The organism is Rhodococcus sp. G-MC3 (assembly GCF_030063335.1).
GTDB lineage: Bacteria > Actinomycetota > Actinomycetes > Mycobacteriales > Mycobacteriaceae > Rhodococcoides.
Genome location: NZ_JASISW010000024.1, coordinates 39,189 through 55,604 on the forward strand (window position 1 = coordinate 39,189; position 16,416 = coordinate 55,604).

Below are 16,416 nucleotides of genomic sequence, written 5' to 3' on the forward strand. Positions count from 1 at the left end.
AGAACCGGGGAGCTGACGTGACCAGCGAAAATATTCAACGTGTAGGCATCATCGGCGCCGGACAGATGGGCGCCGGCATCGCAGAGGTTTGCGCACGTGCCCACGTCGATGTGCTGGTCTACGAACAGACTCGTGAGCTGACGGCCGCAGGACGCGCACGCATCCTGCGGTCGTTGGACCGCGGTGTCAGCAGCGGCAAGATCACCGAGCGCGAGCGCGAGCAGGCGGCCTGGCGGTTGCGGTTCACGTCCGATCTCAGTGATTTCGCCGACCGTCAGCTGGTCGTCGAAGCAGTATTGGAAGACGAGAAGGTCAAGGCCGACATCTTCGCCGAGCTCGACGCTGTGGTGACGGACCCGAACGCGGTTCTCGCGTCCAACACCTCATCCATCCCGATCATGAAGTTGGGCATTGCGACCAAGGCGCCCGATCGCGTTGTCGGAATGCACTTCTTCAACCCGGTGCCTGTGCTCCCACTCGTGGAGCTCGTCACCACGCTCAAGACAAGCCAGGCCGTCGCCGAGCGAGCCGAGAGGTTCGCAAGCGATGTTCTCGGCAAGCAGGTCGTTCGGTCATCCGATCGCGCAGGCTTCGTTGTCAACGCGCTGTTGGTGCCTTACCTGCTCTCGGCCATTCGCATGGTCGAGTCCGGGTTCGCTACCAAGGAAGACGTCGACAAGGCGACTGTGCTCGGGCTCGCGCACCCGATGGGTCCGTTGGCTCTTGCAGACCTCGTCGGGCTCGACACCGTGAAATCCATTGCCGATTCGATGTACTCGGAGTTCAAGGAGCCGTTGTTCTCGGCGCCGCCGCTCCTGCTGCGGATGGTCGAGGCAGGCCTGGTCGGCAAGAAGACCGGATCCGGTTTCTATCAGTACGAAAATGGCCGCGTCGCAAAATAGGCGCTCCCCGCATGTGAGTGCTAATACACACCCTGATGTGTATTCCCACTCACGTGCGGCGCAGCCGCCTTCGAGCATCCTCGGCTACCCGAGGATCGGGCCGCGACGCGAGCTGAAGCGCGCCCTCGAGGACTATTGGCACGGCCAAAGCACGTCGGCGGGCACGAGCAGGGCTGCTCTGGAAGCTGTCGGCCGCTCCATCCAGGAGGACACCTGGAGCGAGCTGCATGCAACCGGGTTGACTCAGGTCCCCGGTAATACCTTCTCGTTCTACGATCACGTGCTCGACGATGCCCTCCTGTTCGGTGCCGTTCCAACGCGCTTCAAATCCCTTCAGAATCAGCAGCATCCGCTGGATTTCTACTTCACCCTTGCTCGCGGCAATCCGGATCTTCCGCCGCTGGAGCTGGTGAGGTACTTCGATACCAACTACTTCTATCGTCAACCGGAAATCGACGAGACGACGGAATTCTCGCTGCACGCACAATCACTCGTCGACGAGTTCGATCGAGCCTTGGCTCGCGGTATCGAGCTGCGCCCCGTCGTCCTCGGTCCTCTCTCGCTTCTGCTGATCTCCAAAGCGGCACCCGGTGCAGCAGAGGGATTCTCGCCGCTCGATCGACTGGATGACCTGCTGACTCAGTATTGCGCCCTGTTCGAGTTGCTCGCCAAACGTGGCGCCACGTGTATTCAGCTCGACGAGCCCGCGTTCACCGGCGAACGAACCGAATCCGAACTTGCAGCGCTCAAAAGTGCGTACACCGCATTGTCGACGACGGCCGTGCGCCCTCGCCTCCTCGTGACGGGCCAGTACGGATCGCTCGGTCCTGCGCTGCCGATCCTCGCCGCGACCGAGATCGAGGCCATCGGTCTCGATCTCGTTGCCGGACGGCTCGGGCCCGAGGAGCTTGCCGCGATCCCCGGTATGACGGGCAAGCGCCTCTATGCCGGAGTCATCAACGGACGCAACGTGTGGCGAGCCGATCGGCTCGTCGTGCTGGACTACCTGGAGCGGCTCAGAAAGGTGTGTCCCGACCTCGTGGTCTCCACGTCGTCGACACTTCTTCACGTCCCTTACGACGTATTGTCCGAATACGACGTCGACGGCAACGTCGCCGACCGCCTCGCCTTCGCGAAGCAGAAGGTCGGCGAAGTCGTCGCACTTGCCACAGCACTCGCCGATGGACCGTCGGACAAATGGCGCAAGAGACCGACCGAGGTGCACTTCAACCAGAAGCACGCAGTTCGTCATCGCATCTACAACATCACCGACGACATGCGAGTCCGTGCGCCGTATTCCGAGCGCAAGATCGCACAGGGCACGAAGCTCGACCTACCGCTCGTTCCGTCGACGACGCTCGGTTCCTTCCCTCAATCCACCTCGATGCGCCAGGCGAGATACGAACTGGGACAGGGCCGTATCACCGAAGAGGACTACCGCAAGCAAGTCGAAAGCGAGATCGAGGAAGTCATCCGATTGCAGGAGGACATCGGTCTCGACGTTCTCGTCAACGGCGAGGTCGAGCGCAACGACATGGTGCAGTTTTTCGCCGAAGCGCTCGAGGGGTTCGCCGTCACCACCAACGGCTGGGTGCAGGCCTACGGTTCACGATGCGTCCGGCCACCGATCCTGTACGGCGATGTCGCACGAGAAAAGCCGATGAGCGTCGAGTGGACGGCGTTCGCCCAGTCGTTGACGGACAAGCCGGTCAAGGCGATTCTCACTGGACCCGTAACGATGTTGGCTCGTTCGTTCGTCCGTCAGGACCAGCCGCTCTACGAGACTGCCGACCAGGTTGCACTCGTAATCCGCGACGAAATTGCGGACCTGGAAAAGGCAGGAATTTGCATCGTACAAGTCGACGAGCCGGCCCTGCGTGAGCTGCTTCCGTTGCGCGAGAAAGGGCGTGAGGAGTACCTGCGATGGTCGGTCGCGGCGTTCCGATTGGCAACGGCCGGTGCGCGGCCCGAGACTCAGATCCATACGCATCTTGCATACTCGACCAGGGCGTCGGTGGTCGACGCCATCGAAAAGCTCGACTGCGATGTCACAGCTGTCGTCGCGACCAGATCGATCACGTGGGTACTCGGCGCGCTGGCCGAGAACGTGCTCAGTCACGGCGTCGGACCCGGCATCTACGAGAGCCGTTCGGCGCGAATCCCGGACATCGACGAGCTCGACGAGCTACTCACCCAAGCCTCGAAGACCATCGATATCGATCGGCTGTGGGCCAACCCGGACGGCGGTCTCAAAACGCGACACTATTGGCAACTCGAACCATCACTGCGTAACTTGGTGGCAGCGGCGCGACGGGTGCGCCGACGCGCAGAACAGGGGAATTTGAAGTGAGCAAGTCGAAGAAGTCGGGTGGGTTTCTCCCCAAGGCGTTCGGGATCGGATTGGCTGCCACAGGTGCTGCCCACTTCGTAGTCCCCGAGGCGTTCATCGGCATCACCAAACGTCCGTTCCCGAAGGACACCTCGGACTGGATCACCCGCAACGGTGCCACGGAACTCGCGGTCGGCGCAGCCATCGCATACCCGAAGACTCGTAAGCTCGGCCTGGCCGGTCTCGGCGCATATGTCGGCTGGCTGGGCTACAACATCGCACGCAACAGCTAGCCACGCTGTTGCACATCACTCCCTCGAGTCGGGAATGCCCTGCTCGTGGGAGTGTCCGTGTTGCATCATTACCAATGCGTAGGTAGCAATGTACATATGACTTCAGCTACCGCTTATTCAGCGACGTCCGCCGACGCCCCACTCGAGAAGGTCACCATCGAGCGGCGTGAACTCGGTCCGAACGATGTCCTCATCGAGGTCAAGTTCGCCGGCATCTGCCACTCCGACATTCACACGGCGCGTAACGAATGGGGCGGCACCACCTACCCCGTCGTACCCGGCCACGAGATCGCGGGAATTGTCTCCGAGGTCGGCTCCGGCGTGTCCAAGCACAAGGTCGGCGACCGCGTCGGCGTCGGCTGCTTCGTCGACTCCTGCGGCAAGTGCGACGCCTGTCTTGCAGGTGAAGAGCAGTACTGCACCAAAGGCGTCACCGCGACCTACAACTCCAAGCTGCCCGACGGCTCCATCAGCCAGGGCGGTTACTCCACACACATCGTCGTCACCGAGGGCTTCGTACTTTCCATTCCTGAGGGCATCGAGCTCGATGTCGCAGCGCCGCTGCTGTGCGCGGGCATCACCCTGTACTCGCCGCTCAAGCACTGGGGTGCAGGTCCTGGCAAGAAGGTCGCCATCATCGGCATGGGCGGACTCGGCCACGTCGGCGTCAAGATTGCTCACGCGCTGGGAGCCGAGGTCACTGTACTGAGCCAGTCCCTCAGCAAAGAGGAAGACGGCAAGCGTTTCGGCGCCGATCACTACTACGCCACCTCTGACAAAGAGACGTTCAAGAAGCTGCGCGGTGAGTTCGACCTGATCATCAACACCGTGTCGGCCGAGATCGACATGGACAAGCACATGTCCCTGCTGGCCATCAACGGCTCGCTTGTGATCCTCGGGCTACCTTCGGAGCCGATCAAGGTTCGCGGATTCACCCTCGCGGCCAACCGTCGTAGCCTCGCTGGATCGATGGTCGGTGGCATCGCGCAGACGCAGGAAATGCTCGACTTCTGCGCCGAGCACCAGATTGGCGCCGAAATCGAGACCATCCCGGCCGACAAGATCAATGAGGCCTACGAGCGCGTGTTGAAGAGCGATGTTCGCTACCGTTTCGTGATCGACGCGAAGACTTTCTGAGCGAAATAGTTACCGCGGGCCCAACCGTGCGGGCGTAACGTAAGAATTCAGGTCGGACGACTATCTCTTCATATGGAGAGGGACTCGACATGAAACTCAATACGTTCGCTGGTTGGGCGGGCTACGGGTTGTTCGTGCTCGCTATCGCGTCACTGGGAGTTTTCCTGGCCGCCGCTGGCTATGGGTACGGAACTCTCGCGATCGCTGCTGGCTGTATTTGCGTGGTCGCAATCGCTTGCGCAATGGGTCTGGTCGGTGGAGTGATCAAACATGATCACACACTCCACCGCCAGACTCCGCGGCTGCTCTAGGTCTAACTGTCGGCCAGGCGCTTCTTTTCCACCTCGATGTCGAAATCGGCAGGTGGCCAGTCGAGTTCGAATTTTTCCAGCGCGTCGATCAACAGCTCGGTCACAGCCAGCCTGGCATACCACTTCTTGTCGGCCGGAATGACAAACCACGGCGCATGATCGGTGTTGGTGCGATCGATGACGCGTTGATAAGCAGTTCGGTACTGCGGAAGGAAACCGCGCTCGGTGACGTCGCCCGGGTTGTACTTCCAGTGCTTGTCCGGTCGGTCGAGGCGCTCCTGGAGGCGAGTGCGCTGCTCTTCCGGTGAAACGAACAGTGCGACCTTCACGATGACGGTTCCCTCTTCGGACAGTTCCTTCTCGAACGCGTTGATCTCGTCGAAGCGCGGCTCCCACACTTCGCGGGGAACGAGGTCGTGCACGGCGACCACCAGAACATCCTCGTAGTGCGAGCGATCGAAGACACCGATCCGTCCGCCTCGCGGCAGCGCATTGCGGATACGCCACAAGTAATGGTGCTGGCGTTCTTCTTTGGTCGGAACACCGAACGACGCCAGGTCGATGCCTTGCGGATCGACCATTCCGATGACGTGGCGAACCATCCCACCTTTTCCGGCAGTGTCCATGCCCTGTAGAACCAGCAGAATCGATCGAAGATCCCCGGTGCGGCCGTTGGCGAACAGCTTTTCCTGCAGTGCGGAAAGGAATTCACCGCGCTCCGCCAGCAGTGCTTGACCGTCGACCTTCTCACCGTCGAATCCTGGGGTCAGCGCGAAATCGATATCGTCGACGCGGGTATCGTCCGTCGCCCTGAGGATCTCGGCTGCAGGCGTCGACCAAAAGTTCTTGCTCTTCTTCGAATGCTTGGCCATTTGCCGACCCTAGTCGCATCGCGCCTTCGTGCAGTTAACCTTGAGAGCATGGCTCCGAAACTGGCATCAGCAGAATCCGTCGAGCGCAAGCGGTTGCTCGAATTCGTCGAGGTTCGTCATCGCTCGACACTGATAACGCACAAGCGCGACGGCGGACTTCAGGTCTCACCGGTCACGTCCGGGCTCGATTCCGAGGGGCGCATCGTGATCGCCTCCTACCCCGAGCGCGCCAAGGTCGCGAACATCCGGCGGAACTCCGCGGTCACGGTGTGCGTGCATTCCGATGAGTGGAACGACGCCTACGTTCAGATCGACGGCACCGCAGAGATCCTCGACGTGCCCGACGCTGTCGAACCGCTCGTCGAATATTTTCGCAGCATCGCGGGGGAGCATTCGGACTGGGACGAGTACCGCGAGGCAATGCAGAAACAGGGAAAGTCGTTGATACGCATCACGATCGAGTCCTGGGGTCCCGTCGCCGAAGGAGGATTTCCTCCGGGAAGGATGTAACAAGCCCCCGGGAAGGATGTAACAAGCCCTCCAGGGAGGATGCGACAAGCCCCCGGCGAGGTGAGACCAGCTCTCAGCAGTTGCTCGGTGCCGGAAGGCCGGCGAAGCGGTCGGCGATCCAGGTCTCGAGGAGAGGCCCCGGGTCCACGGAGTGGCCCTGTCCTTCCATGCGGACGCGCAGGACTGTGTCCCCGTACCCGCAGGCCCGTCCGAGCGCGGTCTCGGTCCAGGCAGGCCGCACGATATCGTCGGCGCTGCCGTATACGGCGAGGATCGGTGCTGCCGATGCGGCTTTGGGGAGCGAGTAGTCCTGGAGCCGAGAGGTGAGTCGGTCGGCGGCGGTGGGGCTCGACGCCGTGGTGTCGCCGATCTGCAACTGTGCTGCGGCAGCGACCCTGGCCGGGGCGCTCTCGGGCCCGCACGAGATCAGGGCATCGGCTTTTTGTTCGAGCACGCCGTGCAGATGGTTCGAGGGGTCGATCGTCGGGTCGACGACGGCTGCACCTTCGACGATCATCGGATAGAGCGATTGTTGTCCCCCGGACAGGGTGGAGGTCTGAGCTTGCGCGACCACTGGCGAGATATCCAGTGCTGGTGCGAGAACGGCCGTGCCGACGAGATCGAGACCTTCTCCGTAGATATCGTCGAATTCTCCTGCAGCCCAGGCTGCTTGGCCGCCTTGTGAGGTGCCGGCGGCGAGCCACCGTGTCGAGAGTGATGGATCGAGATTGCGCGCGGCGCGGACGGAGTCGGTGACGTCGAATCCTGCGGTTCGTGGTTCCAGATAGGGGTGCCCAGGCCCGTCGACGATGCTCGAGAGACCTTGATAATCGGTGTAGGCAACGGCATATCCATGTTGTAGCAGAAAGGATACGGCGCCGGCGTCTCCGGCGAGCTGCGGTGTCTCGGTCGGGGCGCACCCGTTGGCGATCCCGACGGTGCCGTGCGCGTACGCGACGACGGGACGACCGCCCGCGGGCGGCGCACCGCGCGGTACGAACAGAGCGCCGCTCACTTCGGTCTGCTCGCCCGTTACGCCCGACACCGAGTGGTAGACGAATGTGGTTGCCGTGGCGCCCGCCGGAAACGCGGCCGGGTCGAAAACGGTGTTCGTCGTGCTCGACACGATGGTCCCTCGCGCGGCCGCTGTTTCGGCGGTGACGGTGGGCAACGCCGTCGAGTAGGCATCAACGCTGGTTACCGGCGAGCTACACGCGACAACCAGTGCCACGCAGGCCACTGTTGCGGAACGCACGACTACGGTTGTCGCCGTTCGGAATTGTCGTGTCGCTGAGTCGTGCACGGAATGAATCAAAGCACGATTGGTCCGCCTGTGACCAACGACTTCCCGTTTCGGGCCGGCGATGCCTGAGACTGTGAGTGTGTCTGGTGGTGGTGCCGTTCGTTTCCAAGGCTACGCAGGCATATCAGCCTTCAGCGAAGCTGCGAACAGAGGAACAGCGTTCTCGATTGCATACCGAGTCCCCGCTGCGGATGCACTGGAGAATGCGTTGTTGAGGTCCGGGTCGCCGAGTACAACCATGCGTCCGTCGCGGGCGGACGGGAGTCCCTGGATGGAAGGATCGTTCGTAATCGCGTCGGCACCGCTGAAGATCGGGAACATGACAGTCAGATCGGAATCGAGCTGCGCAACGTTCTCGGCGGAAAGATCGATCGCGAACTTGCCCGGCTGCGCTTGCGAGGCGATCGTGGGGGAGTTGGTGAACCCGAGCTTCTTCATGAACTCGACGCGGGTGTCGCCGTCGACGTAGGCGCCGAGTTGGCCGCTGTAGAGGGTCCCGACGGCGACGGACTTGCCGTCGAACTCGGGGTTGTCGGCGACCGCCGCGTCGAAATCCGTCGTGGTCTCACTGACGAGCGTGTGGCCCTGCGCTTCCTTGCCCAGTGCTTGCGCGACGAGTTCGGTCTGCCCGTCCCACGTTGTGCTGTAGGCGATATCGGTGCCGACCGGCGCTCCGACGGTGGGTGCCAGTGCGGAGAGCTTGTCGTAGGTGGCCTGATCGTTGGTGCTGCGCGTCCACAGGATCAGATCGGGATCGAGCGCGGCGACCGATTCGATGTTCACGTCGTACGTGCCGAGCATGGTGGGCGGCGTGGTGTAGGACTCGTCGACCCATGGGCCAAGGCCGTCTCCGCCGACAGCGAGCCAGTCGCTGGCGCCGACGGGCTCGACGCCGAGGGCAAGGGCAGTTTCGGCATCGGACCATCCGAGCGCAACCACACGCTGCGGGTTGGACGGCACGGTGACGTCGCCGAAAATGGTGGACACAGTTGCACCGTCGGCAGCGGCGCCCGAGTCGGAGCTGCATGCGGACATCGTCAGGGCGGCGACGACCACCGCAGAGACGAGGAGAACGAGGCGAGATTTGCGCATAGGTAACGCTAACCTATGCGAAGGCTATGCGGAGAACTGGTCCACCAAGGCGGCGCAGAAGGCAGGCAGGTCGCCAGGGTTGCGGCTCGAGATCAACCCGTTGTCCACAACAACTTCTTCGTCGACGACGATTCCGCCTGCGTTGCGGATATCGGTGCGAATGCTGGGGTACGACGTCAATGTTCGACCGCGAACCACGTCAGCCTCGACGAGAATCCACGGACCATGGCAGATGACGCCTACCGGTTTGCCCGCCGTGACGAATTGCCGTACGAACTCGACTGCATCGCTGTCGGTGCGCAATGCGTCCGGGTTGGTTGTGCCGCCGGGGAGGATCAGGGCATCGAAGTCGTCGACGGAGACGTCCGCGACAACGCGGTCGACGGCGAAGGTGCTGCCTGCCTCCACGTCGTTGTTCATCGCTTGGATGTCGCCGTGCGTCAGCGCCACGAGAGTTGTTGTTGCGCCCGCGGACTCGACGGCGCTGCGCGGTTGTACCAGCTCGACTTCTTCGACGCCGTCGGTCGCAAGAATGGCGACACGACGTCCGCTCAACGGTGAATTACTCATGATGTGAGGGTGACCGTCTGCCGAAACTCTCAAACCGAGCCGCACGACTTTTCGAACCGGATGTCATGGGTAGTCTCGATTCATGGCAACCGATTTCACCGAATCCAGTCCCGAAGTACCCGCGGAAGACCGAGTGGAGGAGGCTGCGCGCCCGTCGCCGACGCCGACGTCAATCCCCATCGAAGCGGACTCCGCCGACGTCCTGGCGCAGAACATGGAAGTCCCGCTCGACGACGACGACAGGGACGAGCGCTAACTGTCCTGCGCGGGCAATTCGTCGACCAGTGGGTGCGGCAGCGACTTGAATTTCGACGGTGAGCCGTTGGCCGAGGCGACGCCATGAATGCCACCCCACGTCATCATGACGAGGTAGTCGATCAGATCTTCCGCGGACATCGACTTGTTCGAGATCCACCAGTGCGTCGCCAACTGAATGGCTCCCACGATCGCGAACGCCCAGGGCACCGAACCACCGGAGTCCATTTCGCGCACCCGTAGACGCTCGCCGAGGACAGTGGCGAGCAATTCGGCGATCATCCGCTCGGACTCGGCCACCACATCGCGATTGCTGCCGGCGTTGTTCGCCATGACGTAGAGGTAGACCTCGGGGTCGGTGGCGACGGTCTCGACGTAGGCCCGGATGACGGCTTGGGTGAGGTGGTACTCGTCGAGGTCGCCCGAAATCGCGAAATAGATGCGCGGCGCGAGTGTGGTCTCGACGTATCGCGTCATCGTCGCGTTTGTCAGATCGTTCTTGTCGGTGAAATACCGGTACAGAACGGTTTTCGAAATTCCGATCTCCGACGCGATCTCGTCCATCCCGATCTCACGTCCACGCGCCCGGATCGCTGCCAGTGTGCCGTCGACCAGTTCTTCGCGTCGCGCGATCTTGTGCTCGCGCCACCGACGCTTGCGTCCGTCGGGCTTCTCGGCCTTGTCAGCCGTGTCTGCTTTCGAATCCGTCTCGGGTATTTCCCCTGCTGTTGCACTGCTTGATGTCGCATTTCTCGCCACGTGTTTCCCGCCGTATCCCATCGACTTCTTTATGCCTTCTCTATGCCGCACAGCTTAGGCGTCGGGTCGTTCCAACGCCTAAGCTGCGGTTGGTCGAGGTTTGCAACTCTGTATGACGGGCACAATGGCGATTGTGCAACTGATGAATTTCGACGACGCCACGAAGCGGCGAGACCTTCGCAAGATGAAGTTTGTGGCTACCGGCTTTCTCGCCTTCGCGACGGTGGTCTACCTGATCTGCCGCTGGCAGGAATCGAAGGGTGCGGGGGAGTGGGTCGGCTACGTCCGAGCCGCATCCGAGGCGGGCATGGTCGGCGCGCTGGCAGACTGGTTCGCGGTGACCGCGTTGTTCAAGCATCCGCTCGGCATTCCGATCCCGCACACGGCGATCATCAAGAAGAAGAAAGATCAGCTCGGGTCTTCGCTCGGCTCCTTCGTCGGGAACAATTTTCTTGCACCCGATGTGGTGTCCGAGAAGGTGCAGTCGGCGCAGATTCCGCTGCGGCTCGGGACGTGGCTTGCCCAGCCGGACAACGCCGAACGTGTCGCGGCCGAGTTGGCGACGGTGCTGCACGGAGTCGTCGAGGTGCTCAACGACGAGGACATCACGCAGGTCATCGACAACACGATCGTGCGTCGACTAGCGGATCCACAGTGGGGTCCGCCCATTGGCCGCGTGCTCGATGAGCTGATCAAGGAGAACCGCCAACTTCCGTTGATCGACATGCTCGCCGAACGCGCTCATCAATGGGCACTCGGCAGTGCGGAGACGGTGGAGCGCGTCGTCTCGCGTGACTCACCGACGTGGTCGCCGAAATTCGTCGACGCGCTTCTCGGGGAGAAGATCTACAAGGAACTCGTCGAGTTCACCTGGAAGATTCGGTCGAATCCGCAACACGAACTGCGTCTTGCCGCCAACAAGTTCCTCGTCGACTATGCGCACGATCTTCAGCACGACCCGGCCACCGTCGAAAAGGCCGAGTCTCTCAAGGCTCAGATCATGGGGCGCGAGGAGATCACCGGACTTGCAGCCGCCACCTGGAAGGTAGCCAAGCGGCTCATCACCGAATCCGTCGACGATCCGACGAGCACCCTGCGTCGCAAGGTCAGCGAGAACGTTGCGATGTGGGGCGCACGAATTCGCGACGACGACGATTTGCGCGGCAAAGTCGACGGCTGGCTGCTCGGCGGCGCCCGGTACATTGCGTCCAATTACGCGGATGAGATCACCGCGATCATCACCGACACCGTCGCACGCTGGGACGCCGAAGAGGCGAGCAGCAAAATCGAGCTCCAGGTGGGACGGGATCTGCAGTTCATTCGCATCAACGGCACGGTGGTCGGATCGCTGGCCGGGCTCGCGATCTACGCGCTGTCGAATCTGCTTTTCTAGGACGGCTGCGCTGCCCGTGCGTGCTTTGCGACCCTCCTGTGTTTCGAAGCGCTCACGGGGGTTAGCTGAGTGCTTGCAATAGTTAGCACCCTTGGGTAACCTCGGTCGGGTACGCAACGGAACCACAAGTTTCGATAAGCGAATCGAGTGGTGAGTATGACCCCCAACAACGACGAACATCTCGACAGTCAGGGGATAGTCGCCAAGGTGTCCGAGGCGACGGAGGTAGTCGCTGAGGCGAGTGATCTCGTCGCAAGCGTCGTGACCACCGCGGCGTCGGACATCGGCAGTTACATCCGCAGTCAACGCGAGGCCGCGCAGGTTTCCATGCGGCAACTCGCGTCGAGGGCGGGGGTGAGCAATCCGTATCTCAGTCAGATCGAGCGCGGACTCCGCAAACCATCCGCCGACGTGCTCGCACAGATCGCCAAGGGTCTGCGCGTGTCATCGGAAGCTTTGTACGTACGGGCCGGGTTCTTGGAAGAACGTCCACACGGTCCAGTTCGAGACGCGTTGCTCGGCGACACCGAGATCACCGAACGGCAGAAGCATGTGCTGATCGAGATCTACGACTCGTTCCGTCGCGAGAACGAGCAACCGCAGAAGGCCGGCGGATCCGCAGGAGTCGCTCGGACCGAACCAGATCTACCTACCGACCAGAGACTTGCCCAAACACCGGAACCACCCATACAGGAGTCTTCCCAATGACAGATCCCAAGAACTTCGATCTCCAGACACCTCTCTACGCAGCCGTCGGTGCAGGCGACGCAGTCGTACAGGCAGTCGCCGACGTCGTGTCACAGGTTCGGTCGCGCGCCGAGACGCGTGGCAGTGAGGTCACCGAACGCGTCGAGGGTGCCCGCGCCCGCATCGCCGATATCTCCGAGGACGTCACCGAGGGTGTCGAATCGCTGCGCGAGCGGTTGTCCAGCCTCCCCGCGGAACTGCCCGACGAAATCGCCGATCTCCGTGAGCGTTTCACTCCCGATGAGCTGCGCAAGGTCGCCGAGGCTTACCTCAAGGTTGCATCGGATCTGTACACCTCACTCGCCGAGCGTGGCGAAGAGACCGTCGAGCGCATCCGCCGTACCCCCGCAGTCGAGGAAGGCCTGGAGCGCGCCAACTCGGCAGCCAACGACGTCGTCGACCTGACCGAGTCGGCTCTCGGCACGGTCGCCTCGCAGACCCGTGCGGTCGGCGAACGCGCCGCTGCTCTGGCAGGTATCGCCTCCGACAAGGTCCGCGACTCGGCCGAGGACCTCGCCGACGAGATCGACGAAGCAGGCGACGACGCCAAGGGCGCGGCCGTCGACGCGTCGCAGAAGGTCAGCGGAGTTGCGGGCAAGGTCGAGGCCAAGACCCGCAGCAACAACGACTCGCCGCTCAAGAAGCCTGCACCGGCCAAGAAGGCCACGCCTGCTACGCCTGCCACGGCAGCAACGAAGACCGCTGCGCCGGCAAAGAAGGCTCCGGCCAAGAAGGCCACCAGCTGAAATCTGATGTAAGGAACGCCCCCGCACCGAGCGGTGCGGGGGCGTTTTGCGTAGTATGAGCGGCGTGTCGTCCGTATACGCAGCCCAGTCCATGGCACTGCTGATCCTGCAGCTGATCTCGCTCGTCGGGGCCGCAATCGCACTCTTTCACGCGCTTCGCCAACGCTCGGACGCGTTCCCGGCAGCAGGAAAGTTGACCAAGCCCGGGTGGCTCGGCATTCTCGGCGTTGCGACCCTGACCCTGTTGATCGGACCACAGATCATGATGCTGTGGATCATCGGTGTAGTCGGAGTGTGTGTGTATCTCGTCGATGTCCGTCCGAAGGTCGACGGAATCCAGCGCGGACCTCGCTGGTAACAACGTTACGGCCCGCATGTTCGGGCCGTAACCGCTTATCGTTCAGGGATGATCGAATTCCGCGTGGACGATTTGGCGCGCCGAGCAGGTGTCAGTGTGCGCAACGTCCGGGTTTATCAGGACCGAGGCCTACTGCCTCCTCCGCGCAAGGAGGGACGCACTGGGTGGTACAACGAAGCACACCTCGCGCGGCTCGGGTTGATAACCCGGATGCTCGATCGGGGATACACCTTCGCCACCATCAGTGAACTACTCACAGCAGCGCAGTCCGGGTTACGCATCGAGGACGTGCTCACCTCCGATGACATCAACGGTGCCGCGCAGCAGCTGAGCACGTCCGAGCAGATCGATCGCAGTGAACTCGAAGCGATGTTCGGTGCCGATCTGTCGGAAGCCGACCTGCAACGTGGTGTAGACCTCGGCGTGACGACGAAGGTCGGCGATGACTACCGAGTCGACAACCCGGTGCTCCTCGACGCAGCACGATTACTGTCAGCAGCGGGGATTTCGCTCAGCCAGATTCTCGAACAGACCGAGGGTGTTCGCCAAGATCTGGACGATGTGGCACGTCGATTTGTTGCGTTGGTCACAGACAGATTCATCGTCGACGGCCAAGATCCATTCGACACCGATGCGCGGACGGTCGGTGAGATCGCGGAACTGGTCAACGGATTGCGACCACTGGTTCACCGAGCAGTCAGTGCACTGCTGGTGGAAGCAATGGACAGGCGAATCACGTCGACCATGGAAGAGATTCTCGCGCAATACGGGCATCACCCTGGATCGGCAAACGACCAGGCCAGCTAGACCAGAAGGAGAACAGATTCGTGGTCACACGGAGAACAATCGAAGGCGCAATCCTCGGTATCGGAGGGCTGGCAGCAGCTGCCGGTATCGGAACTGTGCTTCGGCGGCGTCGCCTTCGCTCGTTCACCAAGACCACGGACGCCCGGCCCGATGCACTCCTGGGTGCGCCGCCATTCGATTACAGAATTGTTCCCGTGGTCACCGACGATGGTGCGGAGCTGCACGTTCGTGTCTACGGCGACCCCGACGCCCCACCCATGGTTTTCAGCCACGGCTGGACGTGTTCGGCGGACTACTGGATCCCGCAGATCAACGCGTTCGCGGAGAACTATCAGGTCATCGTTTACGACCAGCGCGGCCACGGCCGCAGCGACGTCGGAACGCGGCCACTGGGTCCCGACGTGCTCGCCGACGACCTCGCCGACATCCTCGCGGCCACAGTCAGCGAAGACAACAAGACCGTGCTCGTCGGACACAGCATGGGTGGTATGTCGATCATGGCGTGGGCCGGCCGTTACCCCGAGCAGGTCGACAAGCTCGTCAGCGCGGTTCTGCTGGCGAGTACAGCGACGGATTCGCTCGTCCGTGAGACCACCGTGATTCCGCTGCCGCAGAACTTCCCTCGACTGCCGGTCCCGCTCGGGCGTCGGGTACTCGGTTCGGCGGTTCCGCTACGGCCGTCGACGGTGACTCGTCACGCGATCAAGTACATCTCGATGGCTCCCGGATCGACACAGGCCGAGGTCGCGTTCTGCGAAAAGATCGTCCTCGAATGCAAGCCTCGGACCCGTGGGATCTGGGGCGCGGCGCTCTCCAGCCTCGACATCCACGAGGCCTTGGAGAACATGCGCGTCCCCACCAGCGTGCTCGTCGGGACCGCCGATCGACTGACGCCTCCCGTTCACGCCCGCAAGCTGGCACGCGCGCTGGAGGCTCACGATCATCTGAGCAAGCTGATCGAACTCCCCGGAATCGGGCACATGAGTTCGGTCGAGTCCATCGACGATTTCAATGCAGAGGTCGTGCGGCTTCGGTCGCTCTGATCGGCATGAATGGACCATGGCAAAGGCTAGGCGGCTTGAATGCGCCATTCATGCCGGGGCCGGGGCCGGGGCGAGGGGCGTGGGGCCCGGCGGTCAGCTGAACACAACGGTCTTCTTGCCGTGTACAAGCACCCGATCCTCCAGGTGCCAGCGCAGACCGCGGGAAAGTACCAGCTTCTCGATGTCGCGCCCCTGACGAACCATGTCGGTGACCTCGTCGGAATGATCGACGCGGATGACGTCCTGCTCGACGATCGGCCCGGCGTCGAGTTCGGCGGTGACGTAGTGGCAGGTCGCGCCGATGAGCTTCACGCCGCGGGCGAAGGCCTGGTGGTACGGCCGCGCGCCCACGAACGACGGCAGGAAGCTGTGGTGGATGTTGAGTGCACGCCCGGCCCAGTGCTCGCAGAGATCTTGCGGAAGTACCTGCATGAAGCGCGCTAGGACGACGGCGTGCGGATCGTAGGAATCGACGAGCGAGCGCACCTCGTCGAATGCCGGTTTACGCTCGGCTGGATCCTTCGCGAATTCGACGTGATGAAATTTGATTCCGTGGGCTGCGGCGATGGGTTCGAGTGACCGGTGATTGCCGATGACCGCCGAGATCTCGGCAGGCAGCTCGCCGCCCGCTGCCCGCCCCAGCAGATCGTGGAGGCAGTGCGCTTCCTTGCTGACGAGTACGACGACGCGCTTACGCTCGCCCGAATCATGCAGTGCCCATTCGGTTTCCGGACCGATCTCGGCGGCGATCGCCTCGAACCGGCTCCGTAGTTCCTCGATGCTCATGCCCACGGACGAGGCACGAACGGCCTGGCGGGTGAAGAACCATCCGGTGTCGGGATCGGCGTGATACGCGGCTTCGACTATCCAGCCACCGACGTCGGCGAGGAACGTCGAGATCTTGGCGACGATGCCCGTGCGGTCGGGGCATCCGAGGGAAAGAACGTAACGACGGTCGTCGGCGACACCAGCAGAACTCATACCGTGAT

The 16,416-nt window shown here is 62.4% G+C and carries 19 protein-coding genes; 13 read left to right on the forward strand and 6 right to left on the reverse strand.

Going from position 1 to position 16,416, the window contains the following annotated elements; genetic code table 11:
- Nucleotides 1-17 precede the first annotated feature (17 nt).
- The 5 genes from QMK17_RS21930 (at nucleotide 18) to QMK17_RS21950 (ending at nucleotide 4,972) form a co-directional block, all read left to right on the forward strand.
- The gene (locus QMK17_RS21930) at nucleotides 18-902 is read left to right on the forward strand and encodes a 3-hydroxybutyryl-CoA dehydrogenase (protein WP_283511419.1); all 885 of its coding nucleotides are present in this window, start codon (nucleotides 18-20) and stop codon (nucleotides 900-902) included.
- On the forward strand, nucleotides 883-3,252 hold the full coding sequence (gene metE / locus QMK17_RS21935) for a 5-methyltetrahydropteroyltriglutamate--homocysteine S-methyltransferase (RefSeq protein WP_442972812.1): 2,370 nt from the start codon (nucleotides 883-885) through the stop codon (nucleotides 3,250-3,252). The genes QMK17_RS21930 and metE overlap by 20 nt, the downstream gene beginning before the upstream one ends.
- Nucleotides 3,249-3,524 carry a hypothetical protein gene (locus QMK17_RS21940; RefSeq protein ID WP_283511421.1) on the forward strand — a complete coding sequence of 92 codons (276 nt, stop codon included), beginning with the start codon at nucleotides 3,249-3,251 and terminating at the stop codon, nucleotides 3,522-3,524. The genes metE and QMK17_RS21940 overlap by 4 nt, the downstream gene beginning before the upstream one ends.
- A gap of 96 nt (nucleotides 3,525-3,620) precedes the next feature.
- Nucleotides 3,621-4,661 carry an NAD(P)-dependent alcohol dehydrogenase gene (locus QMK17_RS21945; RefSeq protein WP_283511422.1) on the forward strand — a complete coding sequence of 347 codons (1,041 nt, stop codon included), beginning with the start codon at nucleotides 3,621-3,623 and terminating at the stop codon, nucleotides 4,659-4,661.
- Nucleotides 4,662-4,750: 89 nt separating this feature from the next.
- Nucleotides 4,751-4,972 (forward strand): hypothetical protein, encoded by a 222-nt coding sequence (locus QMK17_RS21950; protein ID WP_283511423.1) that lies wholly within the window; start codon nucleotides 4,751-4,753, stop codon nucleotides 4,970-4,972.
- Nucleotides 4,973-4,974: 2 nt separating this feature from the next.
- Here the strand turns inward: QMK17_RS21950 and QMK17_RS21955 are convergent, their stop codons facing one another.
- On the reverse strand, nucleotides 4,975-5,844 hold the full coding sequence (locus QMK17_RS21955; protein WP_283511424.1) for a polyphosphate kinase 2 family protein: 870 nt from the start codon (nucleotides 5,842-5,844) through the stop codon (nucleotides 4,975-4,977).
- Nucleotides 5,845-5,892: 48 nt separating this feature from the next.
- Between QMK17_RS21955 and QMK17_RS21960 the strand changes: the two genes are divergently transcribed.
- Nucleotides 5,893-6,354 carry a PPOX class F420-dependent oxidoreductase gene (locus tag QMK17_RS21960; protein WP_283511425.1) on the forward strand — a complete coding sequence of 154 codons (462 nt, stop codon included), beginning with the start codon at nucleotides 5,893-5,895 and terminating at the stop codon, nucleotides 6,352-6,354.
- Between the two features lie 73 nt (nucleotides 6,355-6,427).
- Here QMK17_RS21960 and QMK17_RS21965 read toward each other — a convergent pair whose 3' ends face one another.
- The 3 genes from QMK17_RS21965 to QMK17_RS21975 form a co-directional block, all read right to left on the reverse strand.
- Nucleotides 6,428-7,585 carry a lipase family protein gene (locus QMK17_RS21965; RefSeq protein WP_283511426.1) on the reverse strand — a complete coding sequence of 386 codons (1,158 nt, stop codon included), beginning with the start codon at nucleotides 7,583-7,585 and terminating at the stop codon, nucleotides 6,428-6,430.
- A 183-nt stretch (nucleotides 7,586-7,768) separates the two neighbouring features.
- Complete coding sequence (locus tag QMK17_RS21970; protein WP_283511427.1) at nucleotides 7,769-8,749, reverse strand: iron-siderophore ABC transporter substrate-binding protein; 981 nt, start codon at nucleotides 8,747-8,749, stop codon at nucleotides 7,769-7,771.
- Between the two features lie 24 nt (nucleotides 8,750-8,773).
- Entirely contained in the window at nucleotides 8,774-9,319 is a 546-nt protein-coding gene (locus QMK17_RS21975; RefSeq protein ID WP_283511428.1) for a type 1 glutamine amidotransferase domain-containing protein, read from the reverse strand.
- 82 nt (nucleotides 9,320-9,401) lie between these two features.
- Here QMK17_RS21975 and QMK17_RS21980 point away from each other — a divergent pair, with 82 nt between their 5' ends.
- On the forward strand, nucleotides 9,402-9,575 hold the full coding sequence (locus tag QMK17_RS21980; protein WP_283511429.1) for a hypothetical protein: 174 nt from the start codon (nucleotides 9,402-9,404) through the stop codon (nucleotides 9,573-9,575).
- On the opposite strand, the gene QMK17_RS21985 is transcribed toward QMK17_RS21980, so the two are convergent.
- Complete coding sequence (locus QMK17_RS21985) at nucleotides 9,572-10,291, reverse strand: TetR/AcrR family transcriptional regulator (protein WP_283511464.1); 720 nt, start codon at nucleotides 10,289-10,291, stop codon at nucleotides 9,572-9,574. The genes QMK17_RS21980 and QMK17_RS21985 overlap by 4 nt on opposite strands.
- A 184-nt stretch (nucleotides 10,292-10,475) precedes the next feature.
- On the opposite strand from QMK17_RS21985, the gene QMK17_RS21990 reads away from it, so the two are divergent.
- The 6 genes from QMK17_RS21990 to QMK17_RS22015 all read left to right on the forward strand — a co-directional run bounded on the left by QMK17_RS21990 (nucleotide 10,476) and on the right by QMK17_RS22015 (nucleotide 15,427).
- Entirely contained in the window at nucleotides 10,476-11,726 is a 1,251-nt protein-coding gene (locus QMK17_RS21990) for a DUF445 domain-containing protein (protein ID WP_283511430.1), read from the forward strand.
- Nucleotides 11,727-11,882: 156 nt separating this feature from the next.
- Complete coding sequence (locus QMK17_RS21995) at nucleotides 11,883-12,434, forward strand: helix-turn-helix domain-containing protein (protein ID WP_442972813.1); 552 nt, start codon at nucleotides 11,883-11,885, stop codon at nucleotides 12,432-12,434.
- Entirely contained in the window at nucleotides 12,431-13,219 is a 789-nt protein-coding gene (locus QMK17_RS22000) for a heparin-binding hemagglutinin (protein ID WP_283511432.1), read from the forward strand. The genes QMK17_RS21995 and QMK17_RS22000 overlap by 4 nt, the downstream gene beginning before the upstream one ends.
- A 55-nt stretch (nucleotides 13,220-13,274) precedes the next feature.
- The gene (locus QMK17_RS22005; protein WP_283511433.1) at nucleotides 13,275-13,577 is read left to right on the forward strand and encodes a DUF2516 family protein; all 303 of its coding nucleotides are present in this window, start codon (nucleotides 13,275-13,277) and stop codon (nucleotides 13,575-13,577) included.
- A 48-nt stretch (nucleotides 13,578-13,625) separates the two neighbouring features.
- The gene (locus QMK17_RS22010; protein WP_283511434.1) at nucleotides 13,626-14,384 is read left to right on the forward strand and encodes a MerR family transcriptional regulator; all 759 of its coding nucleotides are present in this window, start codon (nucleotides 13,626-13,628) and stop codon (nucleotides 14,382-14,384) included.
- 20 nt (nucleotides 14,385-14,404) lie between these two features.
- The gene (locus QMK17_RS22015; RefSeq protein WP_283511435.1) at nucleotides 14,405-15,427 is read left to right on the forward strand and encodes an alpha/beta fold hydrolase; all 1,023 of its coding nucleotides are present in this window, start codon (nucleotides 14,405-14,407) and stop codon (nucleotides 15,425-15,427) included.
- A 93-nt stretch (nucleotides 15,428-15,520) separates the two neighbouring features.
- Here the strand turns inward: QMK17_RS22015 and purU are convergent, their stop codons facing one another.
- Entirely contained in the window at nucleotides 15,521-16,408 is an 888-nt protein-coding gene (purU, locus tag QMK17_RS22020; protein WP_283511436.1) for a formyltetrahydrofolate deformylase, read from the reverse strand.
- Nucleotides 16,409-16,416 lie beyond the last annotated feature (8 nt).

Excerpts from the sequence above, each read along its gene's own strand:
- QMK17_RS22005 (WP_283511433.1), top strand. The coding sequence starts at position 13,275 with ATGAGCGGCGTGTCGTCCGTATACGCAGCCCAGTCCATGGCACTGCTG.
- QMK17_RS22010 (WP_283511434.1), top strand. The coding sequence starts at position 13,626 with ATGATCGAATTCCGCGTGGACGATTTGGCGCGCCGAGCAGGTGTCAGT.
- QMK17_RS21970 (WP_283511427.1), bottom strand. The coding sequence starts at position 8,749 with ATGCGCAAATCTCGCCTCGTTCTCCTCGTCTCTGCGGTGGTCGTCGCC.
- QMK17_RS21980 (WP_283511429.1), top strand. The coding sequence starts at position 9,402 with ATGGCAACCGATTTCACCGAATCCAGTCCCGAAGTACCCGCGGAAGAC.
- QMK17_RS21945 (WP_283511422.1), top strand. The coding sequence starts at position 3,621 with ATGACTTCAGCTACCGCTTATTCAGCGACGTCCGCCGACGCCCCACTC.
- QMK17_RS22000 (WP_283511432.1), top strand. The coding sequence starts at position 12,431 with ATGACAGATCCCAAGAACTTCGATCTCCAGACACCTCTCTACGCAGCC.
- QMK17_RS21975 (WP_283511428.1), bottom strand. The coding sequence starts at position 9,319 with ATGAGTAATTCACCGTTGAGCGGACGTCGTGTCGCCATTCTTGCGACC.
- QMK17_RS21960 (WP_283511425.1), top strand. The coding sequence starts at position 5,893 with ATGGCTCCGAAACTGGCATCAGCAGAATCCGTCGAGCGCAAGCGGTTG.
- metE (WP_442972812.1), top strand. The coding sequence starts at position 883 with ATGGCCGCGTCGCAAAATAGGCGCTCCCCGCATGTGAGTGCTAATACA.
- QMK17_RS21955 (WP_283511424.1), bottom strand. The coding sequence starts at position 5,844 with ATGGCCAAGCATTCGAAGAAGAGCAAGAACTTTTGGTCGACGCCTGCA.
- QMK17_RS21950 (WP_283511423.1), top strand. The coding sequence starts at position 4,751 with ATGAAACTCAATACGTTCGCTGGTTGGGCGGGCTACGGGTTGTTCGTG.
- QMK17_RS21995 (WP_442972813.1), top strand. The coding sequence starts at position 11,883 with ATGACCCCCAACAACGACGAACATCTCGACAGTCAGGGGATAGTCGCC.
- purU (WP_283511436.1), bottom strand. The coding sequence starts at position 16,408 with ATGAGTTCTGCTGGTGTCGCCGACGACCGTCGTTACGTTCTTTCCCTC.
- QMK17_RS21990 (WP_283511430.1), top strand. The coding sequence starts at position 10,476 with ATGAATTTCGACGACGCCACGAAGCGGCGAGACCTTCGCAAGATGAAG.